Source organism: Rhizobium leguminosarum bv. viciae (genome assembly GCF_012276115.1).
Classification (GTDB): Bacteria; Pseudomonadota; Alphaproteobacteria; order Rhizobiales; family Rhizobiaceae; genus Rhizobium; species Rhizobium leguminosarum_T.
Window position 1 is genome coordinate 1 of the sequence record NZ_WIEU01000025.1, and the last position, 23,122, is coordinate 23,122.

20 protein-coding genes and 2 pseudogenes are annotated in these 23,122 nt (G+C 63.8%); 5 read left to right on the forward strand and 17 right to left on the reverse strand.

Translation table 11 applies throughout. The annotated features are described in order from the left end of the window. Window positions 1-396: 396 nt before the first annotated feature. The 5 genes from GFM02_RS29570 to GFM02_RS29590 form a co-directional block, all read right to left on the reverse strand. Window positions 397-798 carry a GFA family protein gene (locus GFM02_RS29570; RefSeq protein ID WP_168323620.1) on the reverse strand — a complete coding sequence of 134 codons (402 nt, stop codon included), beginning with the start codon at window positions 796-798 and terminating at the stop codon, window positions 397-399. 67 nt (window positions 799-865) lie between these two features. Further along, the gene (locus tag GFM02_RS29575; RefSeq protein ID WP_168323621.1) at window positions 866-2,398 is read right to left on the reverse strand and encodes a S10 family peptidase; all 1,533 of its coding nucleotides are present in this window, start codon (window positions 2,396-2,398) and stop codon (window positions 866-868) included. 100 nt (window positions 2,399-2,498) lie between these two features. Further along, window positions 2,499-3,791, reverse strand: coding sequence for a CynX/NimT family MFS transporter (locus GFM02_RS29580; RefSeq protein ID WP_168267793.1), 1,293 nt, complete (start codon window positions 3,789-3,791; stop codon window positions 2,499-2,501). Beyond that, window positions 3,788-4,465: a FadR/GntR family transcriptional regulator gene (locus tag GFM02_RS29585; RefSeq protein ID WP_168323622.1), complete on the reverse strand. Its 678-nt coding sequence runs from the start codon at window positions 4,463-4,465 to the stop codon at window positions 3,788-3,790. Before GFM02_RS29585 ends, GFM02_RS29580 begins: the two co-directional genes overlap by 4 nt. Window positions 4,466-4,783: 318 nt before the next feature. Next, window positions 4,784-5,695 (reverse strand): pirin family protein, encoded by a 912-nt coding sequence (locus GFM02_RS29590; protein WP_168267789.1) that lies wholly within the window; start codon window positions 5,693-5,695, stop codon window positions 4,784-4,786. A gap of 255 nt (window positions 5,696-5,950) precedes the next feature. Between GFM02_RS29590 and GFM02_RS29595 the strand changes: the two genes are divergently transcribed. Continuing rightward, complete coding sequence (locus GFM02_RS29595; protein ID WP_168323623.1) at window positions 5,951-6,763, forward strand: class II glutamine amidotransferase; 813 nt, start codon at window positions 5,951-5,953, stop codon at window positions 6,761-6,763. Window positions 6,764-6,793: 30 nt separating this feature from the next. On the opposite strand, the gene coaBC is transcribed toward GFM02_RS29595, so the two are convergent. From coaBC to GFM02_RS29610, 3 genes are all read right to left on the reverse strand, one after another. After that, the gene (gene coaBC / locus GFM02_RS29600) at window positions 6,794-7,999 is read right to left on the reverse strand and encodes a bifunctional phosphopantothenoylcysteine decarboxylase/phosphopantothenate--cysteine ligase CoaBC (RefSeq protein WP_168323624.1); all 1,206 of its coding nucleotides are present in this window, start codon (window positions 7,997-7,999) and stop codon (window positions 6,794-6,796) included. Window positions 8,000-8,172: 173 nt separating this feature from the next. Further along, entirely contained in the window at window positions 8,173-8,922 is a 750-nt protein-coding gene (locus GFM02_RS29605; RefSeq protein ID WP_168323625.1) for an SDR family oxidoreductase, read from the reverse strand. 135 nt (window positions 8,923-9,057) lie between these two features. Beyond that, the gene (locus tag GFM02_RS29610; RefSeq protein WP_168323626.1) at window positions 9,058-9,822 is read right to left on the reverse strand and encodes an SDR family oxidoreductase; all 765 of its coding nucleotides are present in this window, start codon (window positions 9,820-9,822) and stop codon (window positions 9,058-9,060) included. Window positions 9,823-9,950: 128 nt separating this feature from the next. On the opposite strand from GFM02_RS29610, the gene GFM02_RS29615 reads away from it, so the two are divergent. After that, window positions 9,951-10,856 carry a LysR family transcriptional regulator gene (locus GFM02_RS29615; RefSeq protein ID WP_168323627.1) on the forward strand — a complete coding sequence of 302 codons (906 nt, stop codon included), beginning with the start codon at window positions 9,951-9,953 and terminating at the stop codon, window positions 10,854-10,856. Here GFM02_RS29615 and GFM02_RS29620 read toward each other — a convergent pair. Beyond that, the gene (locus GFM02_RS29620; protein ID WP_168323628.1) at window positions 10,853-11,728 is read right to left on the reverse strand and encodes a LysR family transcriptional regulator; all 876 of its coding nucleotides are present in this window, start codon (window positions 11,726-11,728) and stop codon (window positions 10,853-10,855) included. The two genes, GFM02_RS29615 and GFM02_RS29620, sit on opposite strands and share 4 nt — an antisense overlap. A gap of 90 nt (window positions 11,729-11,818) precedes the next feature. Here GFM02_RS29620 and GFM02_RS29625 point away from each other — a divergent pair, with 90 nt between their 5' ends. Together GFM02_RS29625 and GFM02_RS29630 are read left to right on the forward strand one after the other, a co-directional pair. Beyond that, the gene (locus GFM02_RS29625) at window positions 11,819-13,069 is read left to right on the forward strand and encodes an MFS transporter (protein ID WP_168323629.1); all 1,251 of its coding nucleotides are present in this window, start codon (window positions 11,819-11,821) and stop codon (window positions 13,067-13,069) included. After that, a complete protein-coding gene (locus GFM02_RS29630; protein WP_168323630.1) occupies window positions 13,066-13,452 on the forward strand; it encodes a VOC family protein in 387 nt (128 codons plus the stop codon). The genes GFM02_RS29625 and GFM02_RS29630 overlap by 4 nt, the downstream gene beginning before the upstream one ends. A gap of 109 nt (window positions 13,453-13,561) precedes the next feature. Here GFM02_RS29630 and GFM02_RS35635 read toward each other — a convergent pair. The 8 genes and pseudogenes from GFM02_RS35635 to ubiB form a co-directional block, all read right to left on the reverse strand. Continuing rightward, window positions 13,562-13,780 (reverse strand): annotated as a pseudogene (locus GFM02_RS35635) (antitoxin). Window positions 13,781-13,827: 47 nt separating this feature from the next. Further along, window positions 13,828-15,489 carry a urocanate hydratase gene (locus GFM02_RS29640; RefSeq protein WP_168323631.1) on the reverse strand — a complete coding sequence of 554 codons (1,662 nt, stop codon included), beginning with the start codon at window positions 15,487-15,489 and terminating at the stop codon, window positions 13,828-13,830. Window positions 15,490-15,505: 16 nt separating this feature from the next. After that, window positions 15,506-15,835: a TfoX/Sxy family protein gene (locus tag GFM02_RS29645; RefSeq protein ID WP_020052607.1), complete on the reverse strand. Its 330-nt coding sequence runs from the start codon at window positions 15,833-15,835 to the stop codon at window positions 15,506-15,508. Window positions 15,836-15,838: 3 nt separating this feature from the next. Further along, a complete protein-coding gene (locus GFM02_RS29650; protein WP_168323632.1) occupies window positions 15,839-16,936 on the reverse strand; it encodes a DUF917 domain-containing protein in 1,098 nt (365 codons plus the stop codon). Beyond that, entirely contained in the window at window positions 16,917-18,197 is a 1,281-nt protein-coding gene (locus GFM02_RS29655; RefSeq protein ID WP_168323633.1) for a Zn-dependent hydrolase, read from the reverse strand. Before GFM02_RS29655 ends, GFM02_RS29650 begins: the two co-directional genes overlap by 20 nt. Next, on the reverse strand, window positions 18,194-19,573 hold the full coding sequence (locus tag GFM02_RS29660; RefSeq protein WP_168323634.1) for a dihydroorotase: 1,380 nt from the start codon (window positions 19,571-19,573) through the stop codon (window positions 18,194-18,196). Before GFM02_RS29660 ends, GFM02_RS29655 begins: the two co-directional genes overlap by 4 nt. A gap of 23 nt (window positions 19,574-19,596) precedes the next feature. Further along, on the reverse strand, window positions 19,597-21,183 hold the full coding sequence (locus tag GFM02_RS29665) for an aromatic amino acid lyase (RefSeq protein ID WP_168323635.1): 1,587 nt from the start codon (window positions 21,181-21,183) through the stop codon (window positions 19,597-19,599). A 151-nt stretch (window positions 21,184-21,334) separates the two neighbouring features. After that, on the reverse strand, window positions 21,335-22,909 hold the full coding sequence (gene ubiB, locus GFM02_RS29670) for a 2-polyprenylphenol 6-hydroxylase (RefSeq protein WP_131662950.1): 1,575 nt from the start codon (window positions 22,907-22,909) through the stop codon (window positions 21,335-21,337). Window positions 22,910-22,948: 39 nt separating this feature from the next. Between ubiB and GFM02_RS35780 the strand changes: the two are divergent. Beyond that, window positions 22,949-23,104 (forward strand): annotated as a pseudogene (locus GFM02_RS35780) (tRNA lysidine(34) synthetase TilS); the annotation flags it as partial. Window positions 23,105-23,122: the final 18 nt, after the last annotated feature.

Sequence of the window (23,122 nt, forward strand, 5' to 3'; positions counted from 1 at the left end):
TTCACTATTTTGTATTGCTCGACGGATTGCCTCTGTCGTTGTGGCGCTCCCGTGTAGAACCTGGCCCATAGTGCCTCCCTCCATTCTAAGGAAAATAATGCACCATCAAATGCCGGGACTAAACACCTAGAGCCTTTCCGGGTTAGATTGAAGCATTCTGCCGGAGCAGGTTTTCGTCAGGGCAGAGGCGATTGGCGAAGGGCATACCCCAAGGTACGTCCGAGCCGATCGCCTCTGCCCTGGCGGAAAGATGCCCGGCCCTTCGGGTTGGCTGAAACGGGCCGGCTGATCGACCGGCCGGCTTGGCCGTAGAGCCGGGCTACGACGCGCGCCGGCCGGTCGACCATCCGACTCCGTTTGAGCCAACAGAATGCTGCAATCTAACCCGGAAAGGCTCTAGTCCTCGCCCTCGAAGCGCGGAAGCGTTTCGATATTCTCCACCCCGGGCAGGGCTGAACGGCACCATATCTGTTTCTTCGGCGCCAGTTTCCGCCGCTGGTCGATGCTGCCGACGCGGATTCCGATCGCGCCGCCTTCGCCATCTGTGCGGTAGAGCGGCGATCCGCAATTCGAGCAGAAGAATTGCCGGCTGAGACCACCGCTGTCGCCATATTTTGCGTAGCCTCTCGGCTCGCCTGACGTGAGCGTGAAACTTCCCGGCCGCGCCGGCGCGGTGATTCGATAGGCCGAACCCGTCAACCGCTGGCAATCGGTGCAATGGCAGATCGAGACCCGCTCCGGATCGATCTCCGCCTGATAGCGGATTGCGCCGCAGTGGCATCCTCCGGTAATATGCATCGGCAAATCCCCAAAGCATGTCGCGCAAAACTGTACAGCGGTTTAGCGACAAAGACATCGCGACGCTTTAGTCCGCCGGCTGAGCGGCCAAATGTGTGGCGTAGAAGGCCCTCGCATCCGTCGTGAAGGCGGCCCGCTGATCAGCTCTTGTATAGAACATATGGCCGCCGCGATAAAGCTTCAGTCCGACGCGGCCGCCGGCGAGCGAGGGCGGCAGATGGTCGACGACGTAGCGGCTGACGCCATAAGGCGTCACCAGATCGCTGTAGCCATGCGCGATCAGCAGATGGAAGGCCGGGTTCGCGGCGAGCAGCTGCCTGATGTCGTCGGTGGCGCTGGCCTGGAAGCGCGACCCGCCGCCGCGCCCGCCGCCCCACTCCCAACGCCGGCTGATATCGCCATCGAGCAGCGAATAGGTCATCTCGGTCCTGAAGCCGAGTTCGTTGCGGGCATAGTCGGCGAAAGCCCCGCCATAGGCGCGGGTGAAACCGTCGAGGATGGCGTCGTCGCCGCGATCGTAATCCGATTCCGGATAGGGATCGGGTGCTGCAAAGGAGGCGTCGTAAGAGCTCATCACCTCGCCGCTGCCCTCATCTGAATGTTTGACGTAGGAACTGCCGAGGAAGCCGCGATTGCGGGTGACGATATCCTCGGGAATGCCGGTCAGCCCGGCAATCTTGCCATAGAAGGCGGCGGCATCGGCACCCGTCGGCGGCGGCCCGGCGAGCGTCGTCAGATAGTCGCCAAGCGCGAAGGTCTCGGCCTCCTTCTGCTTCTCTTCGTCAAAGGCCTTTTGCCGGTCGAGTTCGGCGGCGGCGAGCGACGGCAGCTCCAGCGCTGCGCCGAGCGGAAACTGATCGGCATTGAACATCAGCTGACCCTCGAGCAAGGGAGACAGCATCACCGCACCGGCGACGATGATGCCCTGGCTTTCCTGCAGCGCCGAGGCGACCTTGGCGGCGCGGAAGCCGCCATAACTTTCGCCGAGAAGATATTTCGGCGAATTGGAACGATTGTTGTGCGCGACATAGAGCGCGATCGCCTTGGCGATGCTCTCAGCATCGGCACTGACGTTATAATAATTGGAGGCGTCGTCTGCCTTTGCCGTTCGGCTCCAGCCGGTGCCGATCGGGTCGATCAGCACGAGGTCGGTGAAATCGAGCCAGCTCTGCGGGTTGTCGACGAGTTTCGCATTGGCGCCGTCGCGTCCATTCGGCCCGAAATCGAGCACTTTCGGCCCGACCAGCCCGAGATGCAGGAAGGCGGAAGCCGCGCCCGGCCCGCCGTTGAAGGCGAAGGTCAGAGGCCGGTTCGCCCCGCCATCCCTTGCCACATAAGCGGTGTAGAAGATCGCGCCGGTCTGCGCCCCATCCTGGCCGAAGAGATCCAGCGTGCCGGCAGTGGCGGTATAGGCAATCTTCCGGCCGCCGATCGTTAACGCGTGCTCGGTGACGGAATCGGCCGGCAGAAGCTTCAGCACGCCGTCGCGCGCGACGCTCTGGTTATTCGCCCTCGGTGGACCGCTTTCCTGCGCATGGGAAAGGGCAGGTGCCAGCGACGCCATAAACGCGGCGAGCAGAAACAGGGTTCGTATGCGCAAGATGTTTCCTCCGGCGGTCGGGATGAGAGGCTGAGATAGCGTAGCATCCGCGGCCGACGACAGGCATCAAGAGATGGTGATGGATAGGTGAGCAACCCAATCAGCCGTCCTTTTCGACCGCATGGACATTGATCTCCACCGCCCGCCCGGCCTTCCAGCCATTGATCGCCGCGCCCAGTCCGAGTGCGACGAAGAGGGCGGCGCACCAGGAAAAGCTGTCGGTCCAGCCGCGGATGAGGCCGACGATGAGCGGGCCGATGGCGGCGAGCAGATAACCGACGCATTGCGCCATGCCGGAAAGATGGGCGGCGACATCGGGATCGCGCGAGCGCAGCACGATCGTCGTCATGGCCGCTGCGATCAGCCCGCCCTGGCCGATGCCCTGCAGCACCGCCCACAGCCAGACCGTCGAAAGCGGCGCGAAAAGCAAGCCGAGTAGGGCGGTGACGGCAACCCCGCAGAGGCTCGCATTGATCAGCCGCTGGTCCCGGCCGCGCACGGCGATATGCGGCACGATCAGGCAGGATGCCGCCTGCACCATCACCGACAGCGAAACGATTGCCCCGGCAGTGACGCCGTCGAGCCCGCGTTCGCGTAAGATCGGAACCAGCCAGCCGAAGACACAATAGGCAAGTGCGGATTGCAGCCCCATGAACAGCGTCACCTGCCAGGCGAGCCGGTCGCGCCAGAGACCTTCGACGCGAAAGCCGTTTCGCCTTGCCTGTCTGCCGCTGCGAAGAACCTCAGGCAGCCAGAGCAGGCTAACGATGAGGGCGGGCAGAGCCCAGGCGGCGAGCGCACCCTCCAGAGAGCCGCCGAGTGCGTGCTCGATTGGCAGCGTCAGCCCGGCGGCACTGGCCGCCCCGGCGCAGAGCGCCATCGTATAGAAGCCGGTCATCAGCGCGGCGCAACCGGCGAAATCCCGCTTCACCAGCCCCGGCAGCAGCACGTTGCCGACTGCGATGCAGGCGCCGGCAAGGGCCGTGCCGATGAAGAGCAGCGGCACGGAGGAAAGCCCGCGCAATGCGGTGCCGAACGCCAGAAGCAGGAGAACGCCGAGCAGCGTGCGTTCCGTGCCGAAGCGCTGGGCAAGACGCGGCGCAAGCGGCGAGAAGGCGCCGAGGCAGACGACCGGAAGCGTCGTCAGCAGGCTGGCGCCCAGCGCGCTCAGGCCGAGCTCCGAGCGGATTTCCGGCAGCAGCGCCGAGGCGCTGGAGAAGACCGGGCGCAGGTTGAAGGCGATCAGCACCAGGCTGGCGCCCAGCAGAAAACGATCCGCAACTCCCCGCACCAGCGTTGCCAGCGGCGACGGAAGGCTGCCGGCCTCGGCATCGATCAGCAGTTCGTCGGCCGCCTCGAGCGTGCTGACGGCATCGCTGGCAGGCGTGTTCATGACAGGATCATCCGCTCGAGCGCGGCAAGAACCGGCGCCATGAAGCGGCGCACCGCCACATCCGCCCTGTCGGGTTCGCCGGTTTCGATGGCGTCGATGATATCGGCATGCGCCTGCATGTCGGGTTCCGGAATGTCCTTGCCGAGCGTCGCGGCGATGGTATCGGCGATCGAGGCCGAGAAGAAATCGTAGATCTCGATCATCGCCCGGTTGCCGGAAGCGGCGATGATGGCCTTGTGAAAGGCAAGGTCGCGTTCGACGAAGGCGGCCTGATTGCCGCCGTCGTAATTGCCGCGTTCGGCAAGCAGCCTGCGAAGCCCGGCAACCGTTTCCGGCGTCTTGCGGATCGCCGTCAGCCGGGCGGCCTCGACGTCGAGCGCCAAGCGCGCCTCGAACTGGTCACGCAGGCTGGCGCGCCGCGCCATCGTCAGCGGCCGGCCGGCATCGCTGGTGGCGCGCACATAGGTGCCCGAACCCTGCCTTGTTTCGAGATAACCCTGGGAGACGAGGACCCGAACCGCCTCGCGCACCGTGCCGCGGCTGACGGAAAGCATGGCCGACAGCGAGGCTTCATTCGGCAATTTCTCGCCGACCGCCCAGCGTTTGCCGAGAATGTCGCCGCGGATCGCCTCGATCGCCGCGTCCGCGAGATTGGTCTTGCTGAGCGCTCGCATCTCACTACTCATATAGTCATCTGATGACTTTATGAGTAGTGAGATTTCGATCTTTCGTCAACGCCTGATATCTCAAGACAATAAAAAAAGGGCCGCCTCAGCGACCCTTTCCATGAGTTTGGCCTCAAACTGGCCTGGACTGTCTATGCAGCCCCAGGAAGGCGGGGATTAGTGCGAGGGCTGCCTCGCTTTCATCACCACTTCCATGCCTGTTACGAGGTCCGAAATCTCATTAGACATTGGATCACCTTCCTTTCGTTCTGTTGCTGATGGCTTAAAACTAGGCCGATTCTTCGCAGATGCAAGAGAGAAATGCGTTCAGTGTGCAGCTTTGATGAAGGTGCCGTTCTCCAGTTCGCGCATCGCCTGCATGATTTCCTCGCGCGAATTCATCACGATCGGGCCGTGCCAGGCAACCGGCTCCTCGATCGGCTTGCCGGAAACAAGCAGGAAACGGATGCCCTGGTCGCCTGCCTGCACCGTCACTTCGTCGCCGCTGTCGAAGACCACGAGCGTGCGGTTGCCGGACATGTCGCGGATATTCAATTCCTCGCCGTCGACTTCCTTCTCGACGCGCACGCCGAAGGGTTTCGATGCATCGCGGAAGGTGCCGGAGCCGGCGAAGATATAGGCGAAAGCATTGCGGTAGGTATCGATCGGCAGGCGCTTCTTCCGGCCGGGCGGCACCGAAACGTCGAGATAGATCGGCTCGGCGGCGACGCCATCGACCGGGCCGGCCTTGCCCCAGAAATCGCCGCAGATCACCCGCACCGCCGTGCCGTCATCATCGACGACGACAGGAATATCGGTGGATTTGACGTCCTGGTAGCGCGGCGCCGTCATCTTCAGCGAGGAGGGCAAGTTCGCCCAGAGCTGGAAGCCGTGCATACGGCCGGCAAAATCGCCCTTCGGCATTTCCTGGTGCATGATGCCGCTGCCGGCTGTCATCCACTGGATGTCGCCGGCGCCGAGTAGGCCGCTATTGCCCAAGCTGTCGCCGTGCTCGACGGTGCCGGCGAGCACATAGGTGATCGTCTCGATGCCGCGATGCGGATGCCAGGGAAAACCGCGGATATATTCCGCCGGATTGTCGTTGCGGAAATCATCCATCATCAGGAAGGGATCGGTCATCGCGGGATCGCCGAAGCCGAAGACGCGGTGCAGCTTGACGCCGGCGCCTTCCATGGTCGGTGTGGCAGTACTTTCATGCTTGACGGGGCGGATCGACATGGCGTCCTCCTAGAGGTTCAACTTGGCGGCGACTATAGCCGCCCGGCTGCCGGGCGCGAAGTCTGCGGGGCAGACAACGCAGTGTTCACAAAAGAACACAGCGTTTCGCCGAATTTGAAGAGGTCAGGCGTCAGGATATCGTCATGTTTCACTTGCAAACCGGCCGGGCGTTAAGCTGTTATTAGCGACGACATTCGACAATTCAGTTGCGTTTTAGCATTTCCGCCGATGCGGCGGGTTCCGGAGCAAAGAGCCATGTGTCGCTGGGCAGCCTATCGCGGAGACCCCCTCTATCTCGAGGAGCTGGTATCCTCGCCCGCCCATTCCCTGATCGAGCAGTCCCATTGTGCCACCCGCGCCAAGACCGCGACGAATGGCGATGGCTTCGGCATTGCCTGGTATGGCGATAGGCCCGAGCCCGGCCGCTACCGCGATATCCTGCCGGCCTGGTCGGATTGCAATCTGAAGAGCCTGGCGCGGCAGATCCGTTCGCCGCTCTTCCTCGCCCATGTCCGCGCTGCCACAGGCGGCGGCACGCGCCGCGACAACTGCCACCCCTTCACCCATGGCACCTGGTCCTTCATGCATAACGGCCAGATCTCCGGCTTCGAGCGCCTGCGCCGGCCGATGGAGGCGATGCTCGACGACGAGTTGTTCAATGCCCGCGGCGGCACGACCGATTCCGAACTGATGTTCCTGCTGGCGCTGCAGTTCGGCCTGCGCGAGGCGCCGGTCGCCGCGATGGCGGAAATGATCGGCGTGATAGAGGAACTCGCCGAAAGCGTCATCGGCTCGATCCTGCTGCGTTTTACCGCCGCCTTCTCCGACGGCAACACGCTCTATGCAATCCGTTATGCCACAGATCGCAAGGCGCCGACGCTCTATGCTTCTCCGGTCGGCGCGGGCTATTGCCTTGTGTCGGAACCGTTGAACGACGATGGCGATGCCTGGGCCGAAATTCCGGATGGCAGCGCCGTCACCGTCGGCAAAGACGGCATCGACGTCGCCGACTTCCGGCCGGAGAAGCGGAGTGCCGCCAAGCCGCTGCGCGTGGCTATTCCTGCCTGAGCCGCTCGCGATCAGCTGAGCCGCTCGCGATCAGCTGAGCTGCTTGGCGATCAGTGCCGCGAGTCGTTCGGCGACCTCTTCCTTCGTCAGGTCGGGCCATTGCTCGACGCCGTCGCGGCGAACGAGTTTGACGCTGTTGCGGCTGCCGCCCATGATGCCGGTCGCAGGAGAAACGTCATTGGCGACGATCATGTCGGCGCCTTTCCTTTCGAGTTTCGCCTTCGCATTGCTTTCCACATCCTGCGTCTCGGCGGCAAAGCCGATCACCAGCCTCGGCCGCATCGTGTGATGGCCGACTGTTTTCAGGATGTCCGGATTCTCGGTCAGCGCCAGCGTCGGGATGGATTCGCCCGGATGTTTCTTCAGCTTCTGGTCGGCCGCTGAGGCGACGCGCCAGTCCGCCACCGCCGCGACCATCACCGCGATGTCGGCCGGCAGCGCCGCAAGCACGGCATCACGCATTTCCTCCGCCCGCTCGACATGCACGGTGCTGACGCCGACGGGGTCGGCGATCGTCACCGGTCCCGATACCAGCGTCACCTCCGCCCCGAGCTTTGCCAGGGCTGCGGCAATCGCATGCCCCTGCCGACCGGAGGAGCGGTTGGCGATATAACGCACCGGATCGATCGGCTCGTGCGTCGGTCCTGAGGTGACGATCGCCTTGCGTCCCTTCAGCGGCTTTTCTCCATCGTCGAGCATGGTTTCGGCAGCAGCGACGATCTCCAGCGGCTCCGCCATCCGGCCGAGCCCGGCTTCTCGGCTTTCCGCCATCTCGCCGGCCATCGGCCCGACGAAGCGGATGCCGTCGGCTCTCAGCATCGCCGCATTCCGCCGGGTCGCCGGGTGCGCCCACATGGCGGGGTTCATCGCCGGTGCGGCCAGCACCGGCCTGTTCGTCGCTAGAAGCACGGTCGAAGCGAGATCGTCGGCAAGCCCGTTCGCCATCTTCGCCATCAGGTCGGCGGAGGCAGGGGCAATCAGCACGAGGTCGCAGTCGCGCGCCAGCCGGATGTGGCCGATATCCTGTTCGTCCTGACGCGAAAACAGATCGAGGAAGACATGGTCCGCCGCCAGCGCACCGACGGCAAGCGGCGTGACGAATTCCTGCGCGCCTTTGGTCATCACAGGGCGCACGCTCGCGCCGCGCTCGCGCAGCCGGCGGATCAGGTCCAGGCTCTTATAGGCAGCGATGCCGCCTGAGATGATGAGGAGGATGCGTTTGCCGCTGAGAGCCATGGCCTTCTACCCGTCGCCTTTTCTGACCGTCCTCGACCCTAAGCCTTTGGCGGAGAACATGCAATCGCGCGGGCGACATGCATAGGATCTGCTCGGCAGCCGCATGATGATCGCTATCGCCAGTCAGAAGCCGGCAAGCAGCGCGGCAACTGGTCTCGGCCGCGCTCGTGGGGTCAGAGGTTGCTCATCCCGCCGTCGATGATGAGTTCGCTGCCGACGATATAGGCAGCCTCATCGGAGGCGAGGAAGACGATCGTCTTGGCGACTTCACTCGGATTTCCGAAGCGACCGACGGGGATCTGGGCCTTGATCTGCTCTGCCATCGCCTTGGATTGGGCTTCCGAAGCGCCGAGCTTGCTGTAAAGCGGCGTGGCGATCGGACCGGGGCTGACGGCGTTGACGCGGATGCCGCGGCCGATCAGTTCACCCGACAGCGTCTTGGCAAGCGTCAGCAGCGCGCCCTTCGTCAGCGAATAGACGCTGGAGTTCGGCATGCCGATATGGGCGTTAATCGAGGTGTTAAGCACGATCGCGGCCTGCTTCGAAAAAATCGGCAGCAGCGACTGAATCAGGAAAAACGGTCCCTTGACGTTGATATCAACCGACTTGTCGAAGGCGGCTTCGCTCCACTGTTCCAGCGGCCCGAATTCGGCAACCCCGGCGTTGACGAAGAGGATGTCGAGCGTGCCGAAAGTCTCTCTCACACTATCGGCGACGGCCTTCTGGCCGGCCGCATTGCCGGCATCGGCCTGGATGACGATGGCTTTGCCGTCAAGTTCGGCGCGGGCCGCCTCGACGCTTGCCGCGCTGCTGCCGGTAACGACGACGCGGGCGCCCTCGGCGATGAACTGGCGGGCGGTCTCGAGACCGATGCCGCTGGTGCCGCCGGTGATGAGGGCTGTCTTGTTCTGCAAGCGTGACATGATGACGTTCCTTTGATCGAATTTTGGGCCGCGGCCCGTTGTTGTTGGATGGGAGAATGCTCCGAAAAGAGCGGCGCGATAAGCCGGCGTGTTGAAGGATCGCCAACCCGCAGCGGATAATCGCGCCGCGCCGTCTCAGCTGCGGGTGATCGAAGCGCCGCCGTCGACCAGCGAGGCCGTGCCGGTGACAAAGCTCGCATCGTCGGAGGCGAGGTAGAGAACCGAGCGGGCGAGTTCTTCGGGTGTCGCGACACGCTTCAGCGCATGCAGATTGGTGACGAAGGCCTGCTTCTCAGGCGTGTCGTTCATGTCCCGATACATGTCGGTATCAACGGCACCCGGCAGGATGGCATTGACGCGCACGCCCTGCTGGCCGAATTCGGCGGCAAGCGCCTGCGTCAGGCCGATCAGGCCGGATTTGCTGGCGGCATAGGCGGCAACGCCTGGAAAGGCGAAGCTGTAGCCGACGAAGGTCGAGGTGAAGATGACCGAGCCGCCGCCATTTTCCACCATCGCGCCGATCTGGTGCTTGGCGGCGAGAAAGGAGGCCGTCAGATTGATCGCCAGCGCCTCGCTGAAGCCTGTTTCCGAAACGGCGGTGCTCGCACCGGCTTCGCCAAGCGTGCCGGCATTGTTGAAGGCGATGTCGAGTTTGCCGTAATTCGTCACGGCGGCGGCGACCAGCGCCTTGTGATAGTCTTCCGAGCGCACGTCGCCGGCAATGGCGATGGCGTCGCCGCCCTCTGCCTTGATCTCCGCGACGAGGCTGTCGAGTTCGCGCTCGCGGCGGGCGCCGACGACGATCTTGGCGCCTTCTGCGGCGAAGAGCTTTGCCGTCGCGCGGCCAATGCCGGAGCTTGCGCCGGTGACGATCGCGACCTTGTTGTTCAAGCGGTTCATGGTTCCATCTCCTGATGTTTTGAGGTGAGGCGGCTCCTGCCGTCCCTTTCGATGAAGGGAAGATGGCATTTTCCTTTCGTTCGGATTAGTCTCCAGATAGGGGAACTCGAATTCGGAAAAGCCGAACGATGATCAGGATCGAAGGCATTGCGGCGTTCGTCGCCGTGGTCGAGGCGGGCTCGGTCAGCGAGGCGGCCCGGCGCCTGCGGCTGTCGAAATCCGTCGTCAGCGAAAGGCTGGCGGAACTGGAGAAGTCGCTCGGCGGCATGCTGCTGCACCGAACGACGCGCAGGCTCACTTTGACGGAGGATGGCACGGTCTTCCTTGAGCGCGCCGCGCGCATCGTGCGCGAGATCGAGGAAGCCGCGGCCGACATGGCCGAGCGGCGCGGAACGCTGTCCGGCCCGATCCGCATCGCCGCTCCCGTCACCTTCGGCCGCATGCATCTCGGCCCGGCGCTCTATCCCTTTCTAGCCGAGCATCCCGAGATCGAACTGACCCTCGATATCGATGACCGACGCGTCGATGCCGCCTCGGACGGTTATGATGCCATCATCCGCAATGGTCCGATCGCCGATAGCCGGCTGGTCGCCTGGAAGCTCGCGCATAGCCGCCGCCTTCTCTGCGCCTCGCCGGATTATCTCGCCCGCCAGGGCATTCCGTCGTCGCCGGCTAATCTCAACAGCCATCGCGGCATCTTCTACACCAATCGCGGCGTTGCCGACTGGCGCTTCCAGACGCCCGACGGTGCGATAGTCGTCCGTGCGAAACTGGCGCTCGGCATCAACAATGGCGACATGCTCCGCGACGCTGCAATTGCCGGGCTCGGCATCGCGCTGCTGCCGGCCTTCATCGCCGGCCCGGCCATCCGCGAGGGCCTGCTTGCCGAAATCGATGTCGGCCACAAGCCGGACGCCGAATTCATCTATATGGCCCATCCGGAAGGCCGCAATCCCTCCGCCAAGCTTCGCGCCATCGCCGATCATCTGAAGAAGAGCTTCGGCGATCCGCCCTATTGGGATCCGGTGGGCTAACTCAGCAGGCTCATCAGGTTCTCGGTGACCGGGGAGTGGTGTGTTTTCAGTAATGCCAGCGCCAGGCGCGCCACGGCCGGCGGCCCTTCGATCGGCCGGTAGGCCACACCTTCGAGCTTGATCTGCGAAATCGAAGCCGGCACGATCGAGACGCCGAGATCGGCCGCCACCAGATTGACGACCGAGGAAATCTGCGGCGCCTCCTGCGCCACGGTCAGCTCGAATCCCGCCTTGCGGCAGGCGAGCACGACATCGTCGTAGAGGCTCAAGCCCACGAGCCGCGGAAAGAGGATAAAGGGTTCGGCCGCCAGCGCCGCAAGCGGTAGCTTGCTGCGCCGTGCCAGGGGATGGCTGGCGGGCAGGGCGATCACCATCGGCTCATCCGGCAGCCGCCGCAGCCGGATACCGGCGGGATCGTCGAGGCTGGGGCGCATGAAGGTGGCGTCGAGCTCTCCGCGTTCGAGCTTCTGCATCAGCGCCAGCGTATTCATTTCCGTCAGCGAAAGTTGCACCTCCGGCCAGCGCGCGCGGAAGCGTCGGATCGTCATGCTGACCATGGGGTTGAAGGCGGAGGAAGCGGTGAAGCCGAGCGACAACCGGCCGGTCTCGCCGCGATTAGCGCTTTGCGCCGCAAGTTTTGCCTTTTCCGCAGCTGAGAGCGACGCTTTTGCCTCGCCGAGGAAGGCCGCTCCCGCCGCCGTCAATTCGGCGCCGTGCGGCACGCGGTGAAACAGCGCCGCACCCACCTCCCTCTCCAGATCGCGGATCTGCTGGCTGAGCGGCGGCTGCCCAATGCCGAGCTTGCCGGCGGCACGGGTGAAATTGCCTTCCTCCGCCACCGCCAGGAAATATCTCAGGTGCCGCAACTCCATCGTCATCTCCAAAACCTATCGGAATCGCCAGTTTCATATATTGGACAAATGGAGTGGCGTTGACTAGATCGGAGGCTGGAAGGATGAGATATGCCGACGTCAGCGCATGCAATGAAGACCGCCGAGACAGCCGCGATCCCAGGGCAAAAACACTACCTCACCCGTGGCACCGGCGCTTATCGCCGCGCCAGCCTGGCGCTCTTCCTGTCCGGCTTCTCCACCTTCTCGCTGCTCTATTGCGTGCAGCCGTTGCTGCCGATCTTCTCGCAGCAATTCTCCGTGAGTCCGGCCGAAAGCTCGCTGTCGCTCTCGCTCTCCACCGGCTTCCTGGCGGTCGCGATCGTCTGCGCCGCCGCGGTTTCGGAAGGTCTTGGCCGCCGCAGCCTGATGTCGATATCGCTGGTTGGGGCGGCGTTGCTGACCATCGCCACCGCCTTTGCCCCGAACTGGCATCTGCTGCTCGTCATCCGCGCTCTCCAAGGCCTCGTTCTCGGCGGCGTGCCTGCTGTCGCCATGGCCTATCTCGCCGAGGAAATCGATCCGCGCGGTCTTGGCGCCACCATGGGCTTTTATGTCGGCGGCACGGCCTTCGGCGGCATGTCCGGCCGCGTGTTGACCGGTATCTTTGCCGAATATCTCACCTGGCGTCCGGCGCTTTTTCTCATCGGCGCCATCGGCCTTGCCGCCGCGATCGGCTTCATCGCCCTCTTGCCGCCGTCACGCAATTTCGTCCGCCGACCGGGCTTCGATCCGCGCTTTCATCTCAGGGCCTGGCTCGGCCATCTCAAAAATCCGGCGCTGCCCTTACTCTTCGCTATCGCCTTCCTGGCGATGGGCTCCTTCGTGACGATCTATAACTATGCCGGTTTCCGCCTTGTGGCGCCGCCTTACGACCTCAACCAGACCGAACTCGGGCTGATCTTCACCGTCTATCTCTTCGGCATCGGCGCGTCTTCGATCGGCGGCCTGCTAGGAGACCGGATCGGGCACTTTTCCGTGCTTCTCTTCGGTCTGGCGCTCACCGCCGCCGGCAGCGCGCTGACGCTTGCAGCCTCTCTCCCGGCCATCATCCTCGGTATAACAGTGCTGACGACCGGCTTCTTCATGAGCCATTCCATCGCCAGCGGCCTTGTCGGCAAGCTGGCGCATGGCACCAAGGGCCACGCATCGTCGCTCTATATGCTCGCCTATTATGTCGGCTCCAGCCTCATGGGTTCGGCGGGCGGCTGGTTCTTCGCGGTTGAAGGCTGGGCCGCCGTCGTTATCTTCACGCTTGCCATGCTGGCGCTGGCCTTTATCTCCGCCTGTGTCGCCCAGCACCTCGCGAGGAGAAAAGCATGATCCGCATAGACCATCTCGATCATCTCGTGCTGACCGTCGCCGATATCGCCATCACCTGCGATTTCTATTCCCGCATCCTCGGCATGTCGGTCGAAACCTTCGCGGAAGGCCGAAAAGCACTGAAATTCGGCCGGCAGAAGATCAACCTGCACCAGGCCGGCCACGAATTCGATCCTAAGGCGGGACATCCCACACCCGGCTCCGGCGACCTCTGCTTCATCGCCGGGACGCCGCTTGCCGATGTCATCGCTGATCTACAGGCCGCAAGCGTTGCGATCGAAGAAGGTCCGGTCGAGCGCACCGGTGCGACGGGGCGTTTGCGCTCGGTCTATTTCAGGGATCCCGACGGCAACCTTCTCGAAGTCTCCAATTCGATCACCTGAGGTGGCGAAGCCAAAGTGTGGTGCATCGAATTGGATCTAAGCCGCGCGCTTATCTTTTACTTGATGCCTGTCGCGGTCCAAAACCGCTGCGCATTTTTGGATGGCTGGATCACTCCTGCCCAGCAGGCTGTTCTTCCACCGCTGTTGCAAAATCGGGATCGACCGGACCGGCCACGTCGGCAAGCCAGTCCCAATCATCGGAAATCGGCTAGAGAATGACTGCACGCCCCTGCCGTCGAATGGCGACGCTGTCGCCGTCGAAACGGAATTCTTTGGGCAGCAGGACGGCTTGAGAGCGCCCCGACCAGAAGATCTTTGCTGTTTCCATGTCATGGCTCCCGATGAGATGTGACAACGATATACGGCAAATTTTGATCAACCAAGTCGGATATACGGCACGTCCTTCTTCGCCACTTCGTCCAGCGCCTCCTCATAACCGGCATCGGCGTAACGCATGACGCCAAGCGCCGTGTCATTGGTCAGCGCATGGTCGAGCCGTTCGTCAGCGGCGTCCGTGCCGTCGGCGACGACGGTGACGCCGCAGCTCGTCATGTAGCCGGCATAGCCACCGCCGCCGGAATGGACGACGACGAGATCGGCCATCGACGAGCAGAGCATCATCGCATCGATCAGCGGCCAGTCGGCGATCGCGTCGGAGCCGTCCTTCATCCGCTCGGTCATGATATTCGGATGCGCCATGGCGCCGGCATCGAGATGGTCGCGGGAGAAGGCGACCGGGCCTTTGAGTTCGCCGCTCGCAACCAGCGCATTGACGCGGCGGGCGAGTGCCGTGCGTTCGCCATGGCCGAGCCAGGCGATGCGGGCCGGCAGCCCTTCGAAGGGCACATGTTCACGCGCCAGCCGGATCCAGTTGGTGATGATCTTGTTGTCGGGAAACATCTCGAGCAGCAGGTCGTCGATGCGGGCAATATCGCTCTCTTCGCCTGACAGAGCCATCCAGCGGAACGGACCGATCGCCCGGGCAAACAGCGGCCTGAGATAGGCTTCGGTGAAGATCGGAATGTCGAAGGCATTGGCGACGCCGCCCTCTTTAGCCTGCGTGCGGATCAGATTGCCATTGTCGAAGACTTCGGAGCCACGCTTCTGGAATTCCAGCATCGCCGTCACATGCTCGACGATCGAGGCGCGGCTTGCCGCCATAAGCTGGCCCTGCCCATCGTCGCGCAGGCCCTTGACCTGATCGAGGCTCATGCCCTTCGGCACGTAACCATAGACGAGGTCATGCGCCGAGGTCTGGTCGGTGACGATATCAGGCACGATGCCGCGCCGGGCGATCTCCGGATAGACCTCCGCCGCATTGCCGACGAGGCCGACGGAAAGCGGCCGCTTGTCCTTCACCGCCGCATCAATCATCCGAAGCGCGGTGTCGAGATCGGGGGCGATTTCCTGGAGGTAACCGATCTGCTGGCGCTTGCGGGCTCGCTCCGGATCGATGTCGACGCACAGGATCGCAGCGCCTGCCATGCGGCCGGCGAGCGGCTGCGCCCCACCCATGCCACCGAGGCCGGCCGTCAGCACGAACCGGCCGAGGAGATCGCCGCCGAAGCGCCGCTCGGCGATGCGCATGAAGATCTCATACGTACCCTGGATGACGCCCTGGCTGCCGATATATTGCCAGGCGCCGGCCGTCAGCCCGCCCCAGCAGATCAGCCCCTTGCGCTGCAGCTCGTAGAACACTTCGGCCTTCGCCCATTGCCCGACGATATTGCAGTTCGCCATGATGACGAGCGGCGCTTTGGCATGCGTTCGAACGAGCCCGATCGGCTTGCCGGACTGGATGAGCAGCGTCTGGTCCTCCTCCATCTCGGTCAGAGCCTTGACGATGCCCCTGTGCGCCGCCCAGTTGCGGGCCGCCTTGCCGAGAGCGGCATAGACAATCAGGTTGTCGGGGTCCTCGCCGACGGAAAGCACATTTTCGAGCAGCCGCAGCAGCGCTTCCTGCCGCCAGCCCTTGGCGCGCAGCTCCGGCCCGCCGGGAATCGGAAATTTCGGATGACGTAGATTGGCCTTCGGCATCGTGGTTCCTCGTTTGTTATTTGCTCGGCAGCGATTCCACATAGGCGAGCGCGGCATCGAGCAGACGCCGTCTGAGAGCATCGTCGCCGTAAACCTCGGCACCGCCTCGCACCCAGCCATGCATGACACGTTCGCCAGACAGCATCTGGATCACGCCCGGCAGCGCCAGGGCCCAGCCGTCATTGCCCTTGCCGAGGCGGATCAGCATGCCGTCATGGCGCGCGCAGCAGAGAAGATTGCCGTTCAGCATGAAGGCCCAGCCGCCGAACATCGATTTTTCGGCAAGGCCCGGCCGATCGCCGAGTTCCTCACGCATCAGTTCTTCGAGACCGGGATCGCGCGCCATCGCTCAGGCCTTCGCCGCCAATGCATAACGTGCGATCTCGATCCCCATCGCCTTTTCGACGACGGGATAGACAGTCGGATCGAGCACGCTAGCCGAAAGCGGAATGATCTCCATCGGCACATGCAGGATGAAGACATGCATGCCCTCCTGAAGCTGGCCGACGCTGAGCGGCTCGCCCTCCGGTGAAAGCGTGGTGATGACGGCGGGGAAGGTCGCAAGCCTTTTGCCATCGGCATTGTCCACCGCCATGTATTCGTTCATCACATGCAGCGTCACCGACTTTTCGCCCGTGCCGACGGTGACCGTGCCGATGTCGAAGGCTTCCTTGGTGTAGACGACGTCCTTGCGAGTGATGACGCCTTCGGCAAGGATATGCCCACCCGTCGTCTTGCAGATCGCATCGATGACGGCAGATCCGCCGCGCTTCTCCGCCGCGATGATCGCCTCGCCGAGCGCAAGCGCCATCGAGATGCCGCCGAGCGCCGCATGGCTGCGGACATAGGAGGCTCGGAGAGGATTGCGGCAGCTGGCGATGAAGCCGCCGGATTGATCGGCGGCGGCGCGCAGCACCGGCGAGATCTTCGCCGTCGCCCCCTTCACCACCAGCTCGATGTAACGGTTCTCGGCGCGATTGCCGCCGACGGCGGTCTGGATCATCTGCTCGGGCGAACCGGCCATGCCGATCGAGCCCATGTCGCCTGTGGGATGCGCGCGGATATCACCGACCGCGTCGACCACCTTGGTGCCGAGGATTGCTGACGGCAGCCAGCCGTTCAGCGTCGAGGATTTGCCGTTCTGGCCGATGATCAGCCCGGAAAGCTTTTCGCCGAGCGCCTCCTGCAGCAATTGCACAGCCTTCACATAGTCGATGCCCTGCATTTCCCAGGGCGTCGTGGAGGCCGGTGCGCCAATCGCGGCTGCGGTGGCAATCCAGTCCTCGTCCTTCAACTCGTCGATCGAGACCAGCTCGGGCTTGCCGACATTGACGGCGGCATAACCGAGCATCCGTCCGTGATCGGCCCAGCCGCCGCCGCCGGCGGCATAGACGGAGCCGCCCTTGACGGCAGCTTCCACGTCCTTCTCAACGAGTATGCGTCCCATTCGCCTTCTCCTGATTCAAGCTTTTGTCGATCGCGCGCACCGCCTCGAACAGCACGGCCGCGCCGAGCGCGATATCGTCGTTTTCAGCCCACTCGTCGGCCGAATGGCTGCGGCCTTCGCGGCAAGGCACGAAGATCATCGCCGCCGGCGCCACCTTGGCAATCCACGCCGTATCGTGCCCCGCGCCGGAGGCCATGCGCCGATGTTTTGCGCCGACCCGTTCGCAGGCAGCCTCCAAGGTCGACAGCAGCCCGGCATCAGCAGGCGTCGGCTGATTGTCGGAAACCCGGTTCGGCGTCTTGATCGTCACGCCATAGGCGCCTGCCAGCTTTTCGACATGGCCGTCGAGCCAGCGGCAGAATGCCTCGATGTCGGCACGGACTTCGGCACGGCCATCGATCAGCAGCACCACCTTCGACGGCACGACATTGGCGGCGTTCGGCTCGATCCTGAATTCCCCGACCGTTGCTGCAAAATGGCCCGGCGTTTTGGCAAGTTCGGCGGCGGCGTTGCGGATGTCGAGCACCAGCTGTGATGCCGCCACCAGCGCATCCGCCCGCCGGTCCATCGGCGTCGTGCCGGCATGGTCGGCCCGACCTTCGACGGTGATCTCGATGCGGGTGATGCCTGAGATCGCGGTGACGATGCCGACATCCTCCTTTTCGGCTTCGAGCACCGGGCCTTGTTCGATATGAAGCTCCAGAAAGCCTGCTATATCGGGCCTGTTCTGCTGCATCAGCACATCGGGTCTGCCGCCGACCTGGGCGATGCCCTCAGCCAGGTCGCGCCCGTCGCTGACGCGCGAAAGCCAGGCCTCCGGCAGCTGGCCGGTCATGCCGCGGCTGCCGATGCAGGACACGCCGAAGATGCTGACCTCCTCGGCGAGGAAATCGACGATTTCGAGATCGTGATCGAGCTCGATATTCTGGTCAACAAGAGCCCGCGCTACCTCCAGCGCAGCAATCACGCCGGCGATGCCGTCGAAGCGGCCGCCATCCGGCACCGTGTCGGAATGCGAGCCGACCATGATCGTGCCGAGCCACGGTTTCCGGCCTGTCCGCCGGCCGATCAGATTGCCGGCGGCATCGATCCGCGTTTCCAGCCCCGCCGCTTTCATCCGCGCTTCGATATAGGCTCGGCCGTCGAGAAAGAGCGGCGAGAAGGCCCGTCGCGTCCAGGGATGCCCCGGCTCGGTGATCCCGGCCAGCGTATCGATATCGTCAGCGATCCGGCTGGCATTGACGGGAAGATTGCGGTTCATGCTTCAGCCCCCGCAATGGCCTGGCGCGGCAGCGGCCGTACGAAGCGGCCGGTGCCGGGTTTGGCCAGCACCTTGGCGCCCTCGGCGATCTTTTCGCCCCTGAGGTAGGTGGCGGAAACGGTCCAGGGCAGGCGGATGCCGTTATAGGGGCTCCAGCCGACGACATTGTTGCCGCTCGTGGCGGCATCATAGACGCTGTCGCGCGGTTCGAGCACGACGATATCGGCGTCCTTGCCCGGTGTCAGCGCGCCCTTGATATGGTCGAGCCGGAAATGCTTCGCCGGGTTCTCCGCCATCAGCCTGGCTGCCCATGTCAGCGGAATGCCGCGTTCGACGGCGCCTTTGACGAAAAGCGGCACCATCACCTCGAGACCGGGAACGCCGGAGGCGTTGGCGAGCATGTCGGGATTGGTCTTGCGATTTTCCGACCAGCTGACGTGATCGGTCGAGACCAGCCAGACATCGCCCTCGGCCACCTTCCGCCAGAGCGTCTCCACCTCGGCGCGCGGTCGCACGGGCGGATTGATCTTCGCCTTGCCGCCAAGGCGTTTCACGTCGTTTTCCTCGTCGAGCGTCAGGTAGTGAATGCAGCATTCCACAGTCGCCGCAAAGCCGTCGCGGCGATAGGCACGCGCGATATCGTAGCCGCGCCCGAGCGAGCAGTGCACCACATGCGCCGGGCAGCCGGTATTGGCGCCGGTCTCGAAGATCGTATGCATCGCCAGCAGCTCGGTGATCGGCGGCCGCGACAGGCCGTGCGCCCGCCAATCGGTGATGCCGCTCGCCTTCACCTGTTCCATGTAACTGCGCACCGCCTCGTCGTCTTCATTGTGCACGCCCGCCGTCAGTCCCGTCGGCACGATGGCCGCAAAGCAGGCGTCGAGCAGGGCCGGCGGAATGCGCGGAAAGCGCTTGGGATCGGTGCCGAATGTCGAGAATTTGAAGGCCGCAACGCCTGCCTCCACCATTTCGCGGATCCGTGCGGGGCCTTCTTCGGGATCGACGGTGCCGTAAAGTGCGAAATCGACGCGCGCCTGCGGGCCGGCATGTTCGATCTTCCGCTTCACCGCCGCTGCCGAGCAAACGAGATTGCCCTCGTCATAAGGCATGTCGACGATTGATGTCACGCCGCCGGCCGCCGCCGAGCGCGTCGACCAGATGAAATCCTCCTGGTCCTTCTGGGAAAGTGAATGCACCTGCGCGTCGATTGCGCCGGGCAGGATCAGCGCTTTTCCGAGCAGGTGCCGTTCGCGCGCGCCAGGCGGCACACCGAGGCCGACTTCGGCGATTTTGCCGTCGCGCACGGCGACATAACCCTCGTCGAGAATCCGGTCCGGCAGCACCACCGTGCCCTGCAGAACGAGATCGAAATCCATGCCGCTTCCTCCGTAACTGGAAATCAGACCGCTGCCGGCTCGTGATGGGTTAGCCGTTCCTCGATGCGCTCCAGCGAGCCGAGGGCGAAGAAATCGTCGAAGGAGGCGATCGGAACCTGCTCGGTCAGCTTCGTAACGAAGTCGTCAGAACCAAGTTCCTCCTCGATCGCCTCCACCTCGGCCGAAAGCGGCCGGTCGACCGTATAGAAATCCGCATGTTTGCGCACGACCTCGTAGAGCATGCCCGCGACGCCCTTCGGTTCGTCGCCGAGAATGTCGATCGCCTGGGCAGACAGCAGCGCCTCGAGCGCCGCAAGGCGCTTCAGTGCTTGCATCTGCCGTTCGAAGCGCTCGATGACGAGCGGCAGGAAGGCTGCCTCGTCCTCCAGCCCGGCTGCGACGACCAGCGACTGGGCCGACACGGGATTGGACATCGACAGCACGCGCGAGAAAATCTCGCCGGCAAGCTTGATGATCGGCCCGAAACCGGTGGCGATCCGCCCCGGCGGCACGAGGTTGACCGGCAGGTCGCGCCGTTGGCCGTTGCCGAGAATGACGCAGCGGTTGAAGGCGTTGCGCGCCGCATGCGCCATGCAGAGTGCTGCCGATTCGAGCAGGATCGTCACATCGAGCGGAAGCGAACCCCCGGACGTCATCACCCGGCCTTCGACGACGACGGGATTGTCGTCCGAGCGGCCGGTGGCGGCAAGGATCTTATGGCCGGTCGATAAGAGGTTCTCGATCACCGCGCCGAACACCTGCGCGATCATCCGCAGGCTGAGCGGATCCTGCACATGTGTTGCGACGGGCCAATTCCATTCGTCGGAGGCATTGCAGAGCCAGGCGCCGATCAGCGCCTCGCGCGCCGTTCCGACATGCCTGACCGCCTTCCACGGGTCGCGGGAAGCGCCGAGCGCGCCAGCGGCCATCATCGCCGTCGCCAGCAGGATGCGGATTGAGGCCGCAGCATTGCGTGTCGTTTCCGCCGCCGAGGCAAAACTCACCGCATTGATGCTGAGCGAGGCGAGGCTGTCGCGCGGCGCCATCCGCACCGGTTCCAGCCCGGCCGCCCGGAAAGCCTCGGCCGCCTGCATCCGGTTGCCGCGATAGATCGCTTCGCCGACCCCCGTCAGCACCGCGCCGATCTGTCCCATCAACCCGATATCGGCACAGCCGATCGAGCCGGTGCGGCGCACGACCGGGATCAAATCGGCATCGAGCATCGTCATATAGGCCTGGATCAACTCCGGCGTGCAGCCGACCTGGCCGGTCAGCGCCGTGTTGACGCGGATCGCCATGGCATTGCGCACGACATTGCAGGAAAAGGGGGTGCCGGTGCCGAAATGATGGGCACGCACCAGGCCGAGATTGAAGGTGTCGAGTTCGTCGGCCGACCACTCCACATCCTTCATGGCGCCGACGCCTGTCGTCGAGCCGTAGACGGGCATGCCGGAGGCGATCGCATCCTCGACGACCTCGCGGGCGATCGCGATGCGGGCCATGCCCGTCGCCGAAGCCGAAATCGCAGCCTTGCCCGCCCCGATCGTCACCATCTCGGCAAAACCGAGCGGCCGTCCGGAAAGTTCGATGCCAGGGCGTTCGTGCTTCATGTGCCTATCTCCCTAAAACAGGATTCAGAGCATGATGTCGCCCGAAAACCGCTCACACTTTTCGGCATCATGCTCGGAACGCGAGACTAAGCGAGCCATCCGTCACATGGGATATCCCAAATGCCGAACACAGCATGTGTTTGGCAGGCGATCAGCTCAGCATCCAGGCAATATAGACAAGCGTCAAGGCGATGACCCACAAGGCGATTTTGGCCGAGCGGTTGTGCCGCGCTTCGGCCTTGCCGATCGCTTCCGCCGTCTCAGCGTCGAAACGTAAGCCGTGCTCGCTCATATGCAGCAGCTGATGGTGGAATTTTTCGGTCTTCGCTGCGATTTCCGGCACGGCTTCGGCGAGCTTTACCGCCGCCTTCAGCCCGTCCTTGAGATCGGTGGCGATCCGTTTCGGACCGAGATTGGTGCGGATCCAGTCACCGACGACAGGCTCGGAGGCCTTCCACATGTTGAATCGCGGATTGAGCATGCGCGACACGCCTTCGACCACGACCATGGTTTTCTGCAGCATCACCAGCTCCGGCCGCGTCGCCATGTCGAAGAGTTCGGTCACTTCGAACAGCAGCGTCAGCAGCTTGCCCATCGAGATCGTCTCGGCGGGCTGTCCGTGGATCGGCTCGCCGATCGCCCGGATCGCTTGGGCGAAGCTCTCGACATTGTGGTGACCGGGCACATAGCCGGCTTCGAAATGTACCTCGGCAACCCGGATATAGTCGCGGGTGATGAAGCCATAAAGGATTTCGGCGAGGAACCGCCGCTCCTTCTTGCCCAGCCGCCCGACGATGCCCATGTCGACGGCGACGATCATGCCGCCCGCATCGACGAAGAGATTGCCCGGATGCATGTCGGCATGGAAGAAGCCGTCGCGCAGCGTGTGGCGCAGGAACGACTGGATCAGCGTATCGGCAAGCAGGTTGAGGTCGTGGCCCGCCGCGCGCAGGCCCTCGACATCGGACATCCGCGTGCCGTCGATCCACTCCATGGTGATGACGTCGCGCCCGGTGCGCTCCCAGTCGACCTTCGGCACGCGGAAGCCGGGATCCCGTTCGGTATTCTCGGCGATCTCGGAAAGAGCCGCCGCCTCCAGGCGAAGATCCATCTCCACCTTCGTCGTCTGCTCCAGCGTCTTCGTCACCTCGACCGGCCGCAGCCGCCGGCTGGACGGCAGGAAACGCTCCTGCATATGGGCAACGAGATACATCGCCTCGATGTCATGGGCAAAGCGCTGGCGCACGCCGGGCCGCACGATCTTGACGGCGACCTTCTTCCGGCCCTCGGCACTCTCGACCTCGGCCGGATGCACCTGCGCGATCGAGGCGGCGGCGATCGGATCGCCGAAGCTCGCATAAAGTTCGCCGATCGGCCGCCCCAGCGAGCCTTCGATATTGGCCTTGGCCGCCGCCGAGGGAAAGAAGGCCATCCGGTCCTGAAGCTGCGACAGATCGTTGGCGAATTCGACGCCGACGACATCCGGCCGCGTTGCCAGGAACTGCCCGATCTTCACATAGGAGGGACCGAGCCGCTCGACAGCCTGGGCCAACCGGTCGCTGCGCTTCTGATGCCGCGCCTTGCTTCGCTCGAAAATCGTGACGAAGGATTTGGCGAGCGCGACCGGCGGCGGCAGCCCTTCGGAAGGAAGGGCTGACACGACACCCTCACGCACGAGCACCCAACCGACGCGCCAAAGGCGGAAATATGCGCCGAAAGTACTCATGCTGCAGTGCCCCGCTGACGGAGATTCGTGTTCTCTCCCCTCATTCCCTTCCTCGGGCTTAGCCCGAGGGATGTCACAGGAATCCAGCCACCGCGCGTCGGCGCGGTGAATGAAGCAGGAGACATAACGGAGTATTCCGCGCCCAAGGACTTGGGCGCGCTGGATTCCTGTGACAAGCACAGGAATGAGGGAGGAAAGGCCTTACTTCCCATA